Source organism: Streptomyces fildesensis (assembly GCF_016107395.1).
Taxonomy (GTDB): domain Bacteria; phylum Actinomycetota; class Actinomycetes; order Streptomycetales; family Streptomycetaceae; genus Actinacidiphila; species Actinacidiphila fildesensis.
In genome coordinates this window covers 141,630-152,116 of the sequence record NZ_JAAIKO010000015.1, presented here as the reverse complement: position 1 = coordinate 152,116, position 10,487 = coordinate 141,630, and the positions used below count along the sequence as shown (strand labels likewise).

The following is a 10,487-nucleotide window of genomic DNA, read 5'->3' as shown; positions in this document are numbered from 1 at the left end:
GAGTCCCGCCCGTGGTCGTAACCGTCTCCCTCGTCCTGCTGTTCGGCGCCCTGCTGGCCTTCCTGCTCAAGGTCGGCTCCATCAAGGCCGGGGTCTGCTTCGTCGCCGTGATGTTCGGGTTCCTCCTCGCCTCCACCGGAGCATCCGGACCCATCAACCACGCCATCGACGGCACCGCCCACACCATCGCCCAGTGGCACCCCTGACCGGAACGGAGAACCGATGCACGAGCACACCACGACAGGGCGCCGCATCCTGGCGGCCCTGCCGAAAGCCGCCCCGGCCATCGCCACGTCAACCGTGCTGATCCTGGCCCGCATCTGGAACGCCAACGGGGCAGAACACAGCGTCGGTGACGCGTGGCTCATGGGCATCCTGGCCACCGGTGCGGCCATCGCGGGCGGGTCCGCCGCGTCCGGCCGCAACGGTGACAGCACGCTCGCCGGAACCGCGTTCGCCGCATCCGGAACGCTCGCGTTCGCCGGCGTCGCCGCGTACGCCGACGGATTGCCGCTGCCGCTACTGCTGTGGGCTGTCGCCACGGTGCTGGCCTACGCGCTGGCAGCCCGGTACTGGCGCACCGACCGCCGCGAATCCGTCGCCTACGACCGGCGCACCGTTGAACGGCATGAGGACCACCGGCACATCGAGACCGTGGAAGTCATCCGGGCCCGCGCCCAGGTCGAAAGCGCACAAGCCGGAGGCGCCTACGCCACCGCGCTCGCCGCAGCCCTCACCGCCCGCGCCACCCTGCCCGGCTTCGACCCTGCCGCCCTCACCCGCTCGGGACTACCGGAACTGCCCGCCACCAACACCAGCCGGGAGCACTGACATGGCCGCAACCCGCCCACCGAAGGACAGCGCGCACACCGCTGCCGAAGCGGTCCGCACGTTCAACCACGCCACCTTCCCGGGGAACGCGCTCTATCCCGTGCAGGCGTATCACAGCGTCGCCGCGTTCAAGGTCATGGCGCAAAGGCTGCCGCAGTCCTTCGACCAGACCAGCCGCGCCCTGAACCGCCTGCACGCCGATGGCACCCTGACCGCCGACTACGGGCAGGTGGCCGATCACGTAGGCGAGGCAGTGGCCGCGCTGGCCGAAGCCTCCCGCTACGCCGGCATGCTCGCCGACGCCCTCGACCAGGCCCACAACGCGCTCTCGCCCATCGGCTACACCGGCGACACCGACAACTGAATGCGCCCGGGGCGGACGCCATCCGCCAAGACATCGTCCGCCCCGGCTCCGACCCAATTGCACAGGACAGGAGTACCCCCAGCATGAATCACGTTCCCCGCTTACGGATCCCCTGGCGTCCGCGTCTGCTGGATGCGTTCTGCTGCCAGGGCGGCGCCGGTACCGGCTACGACCTGGCCGGGTTCAACGTCACGGGCGTCGACAAGGACGCCCAGCCCCGCTACCCGCTCACGTTCCACCAGGGCGACGCCATCGCCTTCATCAGGCAGTTCGGCGCGGACTTCGACTTCATCCACGCCTCCCCGCCCTGCCAGCACGACACCGACTGCCAGCGCATCCAAGGCCGGGACCACCCCGACCTGATCGCCCCCACGCGCGCCGCTCTGCAGGCCACCGGCCGCCCCTGGGTGATCGAGAACGTACGGGGCGCCGCCGCCAAACTCCGGGACCCCGTGATGCTGTGCGGGGCGATGTTCGGGCTGGAGACCTACCGGCACCGGTTCTTCGAAACCGGCGGCGGCTTCACTCTCACGCCGCCGCTGCACGCGGCCCACACCGCCCCGCAGGCCAAGATGGGCCGCCCCGTCCCGGAAGGCTGGTACGGGCAGTTCGTCGGGAACTTCTCCGGCGTCGACCGCGCCCGCCGCGTCATGGGCGTGCCGTGGATGAACCGCGACGGCATCCGCGAATGCATCCCACCCGCCTACACCCACCACATCGCCCGGCAGTTCCTGGCCTACGAAGGCAGGGCCGCCGCATGATGCGCGTCCGCCGTGCCTGCACGCGGTGCCGGAGCGTCCGCGGGCGCTGCATCCCCACGTCACCCGGCATCTGCTCGCCCCGTCACGCCGACTAGAGCCGCATGTACCCCAGCACGAAACGCCCTACCGCTTGACCCTGCGCGTGATCCGCCACTGCATCACGGTCATCGCCAGCACCATGCCGACGACGTAGACCCCGAAGGAGACCCAGGCCCACGCCCACGGCCACTGGCGAAAGAGCAGCGACCACACGCCGGCCAGCACCCCCGTACTGAACGCCACCCACAACGCGTTCCGCAGCAAGATCCGTAAGAAACCACGCTCTCCCATGCCCGCCCCCGTCGCTGACCTCAGCTACCCCGGGACGGCCGTCGCATCTCGCCAAAGAACCGCGGCCGTCCCGGCACCAGCACCCCAGTAAGGAACTGGAGACCACCCAGCATGACCCATCCACACACCTCCGCGCTGCTATCAGCAGCACTGACCGCCGCCCACCGCGGTTGGCCCGTCATCCCGCTGCGCCCCGGCGGTAAATCCCCCGCGCTGCACGGCGAGGCACGCTGCCCCCGCACCGGGGACTGCGCCGGACCCGACGGGCACCGCAAGTTCGAGCAACGCGCCACCACTGACCCCGACCGCATCCAACGGTGCTGGAGCGCGGGCCCGTTCAACGTCGGGATCGCCACCGGCCCGGCCGGGCTGGTGGTCGTGGATCTCGACACGCTCAAGCCCCAAGGCGAGAAGGGCACGCCTGACGGCGCGGAATCCTTTCTGGCGCTCTGCGAGCGCGCCGGGCAGCCCGTCCCCACCACCCGCCGCATTCGGACCGCGAGCAGTGGCCAGCACCTGTACTTCACCGCCCCCGACGGGATGCGGCTGGGCAGCACCGCCGGCACTCTCGCACCCAAGATCGATACACGAGCATGGGGCGGGCAAGTCGTGGCCCCCGGCAGCATCACCCCTGCGGGCCCGTACACGGTCCTGTGCGACGCCCCCGTTGCAAAGCTACCCGAATGGCTCCAAACCGCCCTGACGACCCCGCGGGTGCTTCCTGCGGGCCCGTTCCGGCTCGTACCCGTCCGCAACGCCACGCGGTGCGCGGCGGTCGCGCTTGAACGGGAAGCCGCAGCGGTGGCCGGGCGCACCGCAATCGGGGCGCGTAACCGGGAGTTGCTGGCTTCGGTAATTCGCATCGGACGGTTCGTCGCCTGGCGCGACATCGACCGCGCGGACGTAGAAGCGGCTTTTCAGGCCGCGGGCGAGGTGGCGGGACTCACCGCTGCCGAGTGCCGGACCACGATCGCCAGCGCACTGAACTACTCCCTGCGCACTGCCCGGCCCCGGGAGACGGCATGACCGCCCCCGGACCCCACCCCGTCCTGAAAAGCCTCACCACCACCCCCGACCAGCCCGGCCCCGCCGAACCGGCCCACGCCCTATCCGGCAGTGGGGCGCTGACAGTCGTCGCCGAAGGCGTCCGCACTGCTGTTCTCCCTGAGTCGCACACCGGACGGGACCCCCGCCGGCGGGTGGTTGCTGTGCTGCACGTCGTCGCCCCGCCGTATTGGAAGGCCATTCCGTCCGGGCGGTCGTGGTGCGAATGCGGCTACCAGCGACAGGCCGTCGGCCGGGCGAACACCGAACAACTGATCCTCGCCCACAAGCGGCACCAAGCCGCCTGCACCCTCATCAACCCCCAAGCCGTTGACTCGGATGCGAGGGACGCCGCATGACCAGCACTACGCAACAGACCACCGACGCCATCGACGGTGCGGCTCTGCTCAACGAGGTAGAAGCCTTCCACCGGCGCTTCAACATCTTCCCCACCGAATCGGCGTACGTCGCCGTGGCCCTATGGGACGCTCACGCGCACCTGCTGGACTGCTTCGACTCCACCCCGCGTATCGCGTTCCTGTCCCCCGAACCGGGGTCGGGCAAGTCGCGGGCGCTGGAGATCGTGGAAACCCTCGTGCCGCGTCCCATGGTCGCGGTGAACGCCTCCGCAGCAGCCCTGTTCCGGGCGGTGTCCGGGCCGGACGGGCGGCCCACGATCCTGTTCGACGAGATCGACACTGTCTTTGGCCCCAAGGCTGGTGACAACGAGGAGTTGCGAGGATTCCTCAATGCCGGGCACCGCCGCACCGGCGTCACCTACCGGTGTGTCGGCGACAGTCAGACCGTGACGCCCTTCCCGTCCTATACCGCGGTCGCGGTCGCGGGTCTGGGCTCGTTGCCGGACACGATCCTGGACCGCTCGGTCATCATCCGCATGCGCCGGCGGGCCAGGAACGAGAAGGTAGAGCCCTTCCGCGCCCGCCTGCACGAGCAGGAAGGCCACGCGCTGCGCGACCGTCTTGCCGACTGGGCGGAGCAGGCGCGCGGCTGGGTGATGGGGGCTTGGCCCGAGATGCCCGAGGGGGTCAGCGATCGTCCCGCCGACGTGTGGGAAGGGCTGCTGGCCATCGCGGACGCCGCCGGGGGCGACTGGCCGGAGCGGGCGCGGGAAGCCTGCGTCTCTCTCGTCAAAGCCTCGCAAGCCAACGACAAGGGCAGTCTCGGTATTCGCCTGCTCACCGATCTGCGGGACCACGTCCTGATCGGTATTGACCGGTTGCCCACCATCGCCATTCTCGACCGGCTCAACGCCCTCGATGACGCCCCGTGGGCGGACCTTCACGGCAAGCCGCTCGACAACCGGCGGCTGTCGAAAATGCTCGGCGAGTACATGACCGCCGACAACGACCCCGTCGCCTCCCGCAACATCCGCACCAGCGGCGGCGTCCTCAAAGGCTTCTTCGCCAAAGACCTGGAAGACGCCTGGACCCGCTACTGCCCTCCCCCCACGGCCGCTACATCCGCTACGCCGCTACATCCCAGGTCAGAGCCCCTGAATCTGTAGCGGCAACTACCGATGTAGCGGCTACGTCCCCGCCCGCTCAACGGGCGTAGCCGCTACATCGGACCCGTCCGCTACAAAAATCATGCTGCTGACCTGCAATGTAGCGGCGTAGCGGATGTAGCGGACCTGAGAGAGGGGCCCCGACCCCCTGCCCGGAAGCGGACCCAGCCCGAGGAGACACCGCTCATGGCAAGGCCCAAGATCAGCGATCCACGCACCACCCTGCGCTCCGGTCTCCCGGACCGCTATCTCACCCCCGATGACCTCTTGGCACTGTTCGAGCTCGACAGCGCGGAGACCCTCTACACCTGGCGCAAGACGGGTACCGGCCCGCCCGGATTCCGGGTTGGCAGACACCTGCGCTGGGACCCCGCTGTCGTCCAAGCCTGGGTCGCCCAGCAGAGCGCCACAGACGCCGCCTGACCTCACCCCAAACGCCAGGGGCACGATCCACACTGGTCGTGCCCCTGGCCCGTCACGCCCCAAGGAGCCCTACGTGGCTGGCCACATCCAAGACCGCTGGTACAAAACCGAGAAAGACGCGCAGGGAATCCCCCGCCGTGTAAAGAGCGACCGATTCGGCATCGGGCTCCGCTACCGGGCCCGCTACGTCGGCCCGGACGGGACCGAGAAGAGTCAATCCTTCCCCGACAAGCAGAAGCGGCAGGCGGAGCAGTGGCTCGCGCGGATCGAAGCGGACATGTCGCGCGGGCAGTACATCGACCCGGCTGCCGGCCGAACAACCTTCCAGCAGTACGGGGAGAAGTGGATCGCGTCGCAGGCCACGGATATGACCACCCGCACGGTGGTGGAGGTGCAACTCCGCCTGCATGCCTTTCCGTACATCGGGTCACGCCCACTCGGATCCTTCCTGCCGGAGCACATCCGCGAGTGGCTGAGCAGGCTGGAGAGCGCACTCCCTGTCGCGTCCTATCGCCGTGTCATCTTCAGCAGCGTCTCGGCTGTGCTCTCCGCGGCCGTGGATGACGGACATCTGCCGAAGAATCCGTGCCGCGCGAAATCCGTCCGGGCACCGCAATCGACCGCCCCGCGGGTAACCCCGTGGGCGGCCGATCGGCTGTTCGCTGTTCGCGCCGGATTGCCGGGCCGCTTTCAGGCGATGACGGACCTTGGGGGCGGGTGCGGGCTGCGGCAAGGGGAAATCTTCGGGCTCCCGGTCGATGAAGTCGGTTTCCGCACGGGCTGGCTGCACGTGGGCTATCAGGTGAAGCTGATCAACGGAAAGCTGGTGTTCGCGCCGCCGAAGCGTGGCAAGGAACGTGACGTGCCTCTACCCGAGCGTGTGGGGCAGGTGCTCAAGGCTCACGCGGATCGCTTTCCGCCCGTCGCGGTCACGCTCCCGTGGCTCACGCCGGACGGTCCGCCCCTGACGAAGCGGCTCCTGTTCTCCAGGACGGACGGGGGCGCGGTCAGGCGCAACGACTTCAACACCCGGATGTGGAAACCCGCCCTCGTCTCGGCAGGAGTGATCCCGGTACCGGAGAAGGGCGAATCCCACGAAGCCGCCCGCGAGCACGGCATGCACGCTCTCAGGCACTTCTACGCGTCGGTTCTGCTGGACGCCGGCGAGAACGTGAAGGCGCTCAGCCACTACCTCGGACACAGCGATCCGGGTTTCACGCTCCGGGTGTACACGCACCTGATGCCCAGCAGCGAGGGGCGGACCCGGAAGGCCGTCGACAGCGTCTACGAAGCCACCGGATCCGTGCCGGACGGCCCAGGGACGGCCCAGGGGCTGTGAGACGACTCCGGGCCAGCGGCAGAGCGCCGCTGGCCCGGTCGTCGTTACAGCGCAGAAACCGCCCTGACCTGCGCCTACAGGTTCGGCAGGTTCTTGCGCAGCTCGAACGCCGTCACCTCGGAGCGGTACTCCTCCCACTCCTGCTTCTTGTTGCGCAGGAAGAAGTCGAAGACGTGCTCGCCGAGCGTTTCCGCGACCAGTTCGCTGCGCTCCATGAGGGTGATGGCCTCGCCCAGGTTCTGCGGGAGGGGCTCGATACCCAGGGCGCGGCGTTCGGCGTCGGAGAGGGCCCAGACGTCGTCGTCGGCGCCGGGCGGGAGCTCGTAGCCCTCCTGGATGCCCTTCAGGCCGGCGGCGAGCAGGACCGCGTAGGCGAGGTAGGGGTTGGCGCCGGAGTCGATGGAGCGGACCTCGACGCGGGTGGAGCCGGTCTTGCCGGGCTTGTACATCGGGACGCGGATGAGCGCGGACCGGTTGTTGTGGCCCCAGCAGATGTACGAGGGGGCCTCGCCGCCGGCGCCCGCGGTGCGCTGCGAGCCGCCCCAGATGCGCTTGTAGGAGTTCACCCACTGGTTGGTGACGGCGGAGATCTCGCCGGCGTGCTTGAGCAGCCCCGCGATGAAGGAGCGGCCGACCTTGGAGAGCTGGAACTCCGAGCCGGACTCGTAGAACGCGTTGCGGTCGCCCTCGAAGAGGGAGAGGTGGGTGTGCATGCCCGAGCCGGGGAAGTCCGAGAACGGCTTGGGCATGAAGGTCGCGTGCACGCCCTGCTCCAGCGCGACCTGCTTCATCACCAGCCGGAACGTCATGACGTTGTCGGCGGTGGACAGCGCGTCGGCGTAGCGGAGGTCGATCTCCTGCTGGCCGGGCGCGCCCTCGTGGTGGGAGAACTCCACCGAGATGCCCATCGACTCCAGCATGGTGATCGCCTGGCGGCGGAAGTCCATGCCGACGTTCTGCGGAGTGTGGTCGAAGTAGCCGGAGTTGTCGGCCGGGGTGGGGATGCTGCCGTCGAGCGGCTTGTCCTTGAGCAGGAAGAACTCGATCTCGGGGTGGGTGTAGAAGGTGAACCCGAGGTCGGAGGTCTTGGCCAGTGCGCGCTTGAGGACATAGCGCGGGTCGGCGTACGAGGGCGAGCCGTCCGGCATGAGGATGTCGCAGAACATCCGCGCGGTCCCGGGGCCCTCGGCACGCCACGGCAGGATCTGGAACGTGCTGGGGTCGGGCTTGGCGATCATGTCCGACTCGTAGACCCGGGCGAACCCCTCGATCGCCGAGCCGTCGAAGCCGATGCCCTCGTCGAAGGCCTGCTCCAGTTCGGCGGGGGCGACGGCGACCGACTTCAGATAGCCGAGCACGTCGGTGAACCACAGCCGTACGAAGCGGATGTCGCGCTCTTCGAGCGTACGGAGCACGAACTCCTGCTGCTTATCCATTTCCACCCATCCTCGCTGATCAGGCTGCCTGCTCCCGCGCCGCGGGGCACCTCGGGGCACATGAGCATCCCACCACACGGTTTCTGGCACGTTTCGGACCTCGTCCGAACGCACGAGCCGGTGGGGGCGTACTGCTGTGCCCATACTGCCTGCTGTTTTGCGCCCTGCGTAACGGGCGCCGGTGATCCGTCGGACACCTGTGGCGACCAACGCCCGGTTGTCGGTGCGCTTGTGTAGGGTCCTGTCAGGTTCCGATACCGGAGAGGGGTATGCGATGACGCGCCGGATGCTCCTGTTCGCCGCTCTCCTCCTCGGGATTTTTGCCATGCACACGGTGGGCCATCCGGCGGGCGGCGGCCATGAGGAGACGCGGCCCGCCGCCGTGGACCGGGCCTCCCAGCATGGCGCCTCCCCTGATGCGATGGGAATGGCGCATGAGGGCGCCGACCGGCACGGGCCGGCGCCCGCGCACCGGCCCGCTCACGACACGAGCCCGCTGACGCTCTGCCTGGCCGTGCTCGGCACCGCCGTCGTCGTCCTGCTCGCCGCCCTCGGCCTGCCGGCCGGCCCGCCGGCCGGCTCCGTCGCGGCGGCCCGCTCCCTGCTCCCCCGGGGGCGGTGGCCGTGGCCACCGCCCCCACGCATACCCCTCTCCCGTCTGCCGGTGCTGCGCATATAGGACGCCGCCCGGCCGCCCCGGGGCCTGTACCCCGGGGACGGTCACGCGGTCCGTCCTGCCCATCCATCGACACCCATGAGGTGTATTCAGCATGCGTACCTACCACCGCCGCGCCGTGCTCGGCGCGGGAATCGCGGTCGCCGGAGGCGGCCTGCTCGCCGCCTGTTCCGGCGGATCCGCGTCGTCAGGGCATCCCGGACACGGCAACTCCCAGTCCGCGGGAGACGGATACCTCGCGCCCGACGGCCCCGAGGTCGTCGCCGCGGAGAAGGCGCGCGCCGGGGACGGACCGGTCAGCGAGGTCCGGCTGACCGCCGTCGAAGGCGTCGTGGACCTCGGCGGGCCCACGGTCAGGACCTGGACGTACGACGGCGAACTGCCCGGCAAGGAGATCCGGGTGATGGCGGGCGGCACCCTGTCCGCGACGCTCGCCAACCATCTGCCGCAGGCCACGTCCGCGCACTGGCACGGCCTCGCCCTGCGCAACGACATGGACGGGGTACCGGGGCTGACCCAGCCCGCCATCAAGGCCGGCGCCGACTACGCGTACCGCTTCGCGGTCGCCCGGCCGGGCACGTACTGGTTCCATCCGCACACCGGCGTTCAGCTGGACCGCGGGCTGTACGCGCCGCTCATCGTCGAGGACCCGAAGGAGCCGCTGCAGTACGACAAGGAGTGGGTCGTCGTCCTGGACGACTGGGTGGACGGGGTCGACGGCAGCACCCCGGACGCGGTCCTCGCCGAGCTCACCAAGAGCGCGAGCACGGCGGCCGCCGGCAGCAGTGGCCGGAGCGGGACGGACCACTCCGGCATGGACGGCATGGAAGGAATGGACGGCCCGGCGAGCCAGGACCCGGCCGCCCCGGCCGGACCCAGCCGCATGCTGACGGGCGCCACCAGCGATCTGCTCGGCGGCGACCCGGGCGATGTGAAGTACCCGTACTACCTCGTCAACGGGCGCGCCCCGCAAGCCCCGCGCGGCTTCACCGCCAAGCCCGGCGACCGGATCCGGATCCGTTTCGTCAACGCGGGCGGCGACACCGCCTTCCGCGTCGCGCTCGGCGGGCACCGGATGACCATCACGCACACCGACGGTTACCCCGTCGTGCACGCCGCGACCGACGCGCTGCTGATCGGCATGGGCGAACGGTACGACGTGCTGGTCACGGCGGGTGACGGGGTCTTCCCGCTGGTCGCCCTCGCGGAGGGGAAGGACGCGGCGGCGCTGGACGTGCTGCGCACCGGCGGTGGAACGGCGCCGACCGCCGCCGACCGCCCGCAGGAACTGTCCGGGCGGCTCCTCCAGGCCGGCGATCTGCGGCCCGACCCTTCGGTGGCCCTGCCGGACCCAGGCCGGACGCCGGACCGCACGGTCGAGCTGCGGCTGACCGGCAGCATGGCCAACTACAACTGGGCCTTCGAAGGGGCGGCTTACGATCCGGCGGTCCGCCATGACGTGCGGCAGGGCGAACGGGTCCGGCTGACGCTCGCGAACAACACCCGGATGTGGCATCCCCTGCATCTGCACGGGCACACCTTTTCGCTGACCGGCGGCGGCGCCCGCAAGGACACCGCTATCGTGCTGCCCGGACGGACACTCAGCGTCGATCTCGACGCGGACAATCCAGGACTGTGGATGATCCACTGCCACAACGTCTACCACGCGGAGGCGGGCATGATGGCGGTCCTCGGCTACCGCCAGTAACGGATCACCGGTGTCCGGGGTGATCCCCCGGACACCGGGCCGGACGCGGA

General features: G+C 69.8%; 13 protein-coding genes. 11 read left to right on the top strand and 2 right to left on the bottom strand.

Annotated elements, in window-relative coordinates; all coding sequences use genetic code 11:
• The 4 genes from C6N31_RS21510 to C6N31_RS21495 all read left to right on the top strand — a co-directional run.
• On the top strand, positions 1-206 hold a 206-nt coding region (locus C6N31_RS21510), incomplete at its 5' end, for a hypothetical protein (protein WP_232485480.1).
• 16 nt (positions 207-222) lie between these two features.
• A complete protein-coding gene (locus tag C6N31_RS21505; protein WP_198357991.1) occupies positions 223-831 on the top strand; it encodes a hypothetical protein in 609 nt (202 codons plus the stop codon).
• A 1-nt stretch (position 832) separates the two neighbouring features.
• Entirely contained in the window at positions 833-1,195 is a 363-nt protein-coding gene (locus C6N31_RS21500; RefSeq protein WP_198357990.1) for a hypothetical protein, read from the top strand.
• Between the two features lie 83 nt (positions 1,196-1,278).
• The gene (locus tag C6N31_RS21495; protein WP_198357989.1) at positions 1,279-1,956 is read left to right on the top strand and encodes a class I SAM-dependent methyltransferase; all 678 of its coding nucleotides are present in this window, start codon (positions 1,279-1,281) and stop codon (positions 1,954-1,956) included.
• Between the two features lie 123 nt (positions 1,957-2,079).
• Here the strand turns inward: C6N31_RS21495 and C6N31_RS21490 are convergent, their stop codons facing one another.
• Complete coding sequence (locus C6N31_RS21490; protein WP_198357988.1) at positions 2,080-2,238, bottom strand: hypothetical protein; 159 nt, start codon at positions 2,236-2,238, stop codon at positions 2,080-2,082.
• Positions 2,239-2,397: 159 nt separating this feature from the next.
• Between C6N31_RS21490 and C6N31_RS21485 the strand changes: the two genes are divergently transcribed.
• The 5 genes from C6N31_RS21485 to C6N31_RS21465 all read left to right on the top strand — a co-directional run bounded on the left by C6N31_RS21485 (position 2,398) and on the right by C6N31_RS21465 (position 6,617).
• Complete coding sequence (locus C6N31_RS21485; RefSeq protein WP_198357987.1) at positions 2,398-3,312, top strand: bifunctional DNA primase/polymerase; 915 nt, start codon at positions 2,398-2,400, stop codon at positions 3,310-3,312.
• Complete coding sequence (locus tag C6N31_RS21480; protein ID WP_198357986.1) at positions 3,309-3,689, top strand: hypothetical protein; 381 nt, start codon at positions 3,309-3,311, stop codon at positions 3,687-3,689. The genes C6N31_RS21485 and C6N31_RS21480 overlap by 4 nt, the downstream gene beginning before the upstream one ends.
• Positions 3,686-4,855, top strand: a complete 1,170-nt coding sequence (locus C6N31_RS21475; RefSeq protein ID WP_198357985.1) for a DUF3631 domain-containing protein — start codon at positions 3,686-3,688, stop codon at positions 4,853-4,855. Before C6N31_RS21480 ends, C6N31_RS21475 begins: the two co-directional genes overlap by 4 nt.
• Positions 4,856-5,041: 186 nt before the next feature.
• A complete protein-coding gene (locus tag C6N31_RS21470; RefSeq protein WP_198357984.1) occupies positions 5,042-5,278 on the top strand; it encodes a helix-turn-helix transcriptional regulator in 237 nt (78 codons plus the stop codon).
• 73 nt (positions 5,279-5,351) lie between these two features.
• A complete protein-coding gene (locus C6N31_RS21465) occupies positions 5,352-6,617 on the top strand; it encodes a tyrosine-type recombinase/integrase (RefSeq protein ID WP_198357983.1) in 1,266 nt (421 codons plus the stop codon).
• Positions 6,618-6,691: 74 nt separating this feature from the next.
• Here C6N31_RS21465 and glnA2 read toward each other — a convergent pair whose 3' ends face one another.
• Positions 6,692-8,053: a gamma-glutamylpolyamine synthetase GlnA2 gene (gene glnA2, locus C6N31_RS21460; RefSeq protein ID WP_138353765.1), complete on the bottom strand. Its 1,362-nt coding sequence runs from the start codon at positions 8,051-8,053 to the stop codon at positions 6,692-6,694.
• Between the two features lie 274 nt (positions 8,054-8,327).
• Between glnA2 and C6N31_RS21455 the strand changes: the two genes are divergently transcribed.
• Positions 8,328-8,732 (top strand): DUF6153 family protein, encoded by a 405-nt coding sequence (locus C6N31_RS21455; RefSeq protein WP_138353766.1) that lies wholly within the window; start codon positions 8,328-8,330, stop codon positions 8,730-8,732.
• A gap of 91 nt (positions 8,733-8,823) precedes the next feature.
• Entirely contained in the window at positions 8,824-10,437 is a 1,614-nt protein-coding gene (locus C6N31_RS21450; RefSeq protein WP_138353767.1) for a multicopper oxidase family protein, read from the top strand.
• The last annotated feature ends 50 nt before the right edge of the window (positions 10,438-10,487 follow it).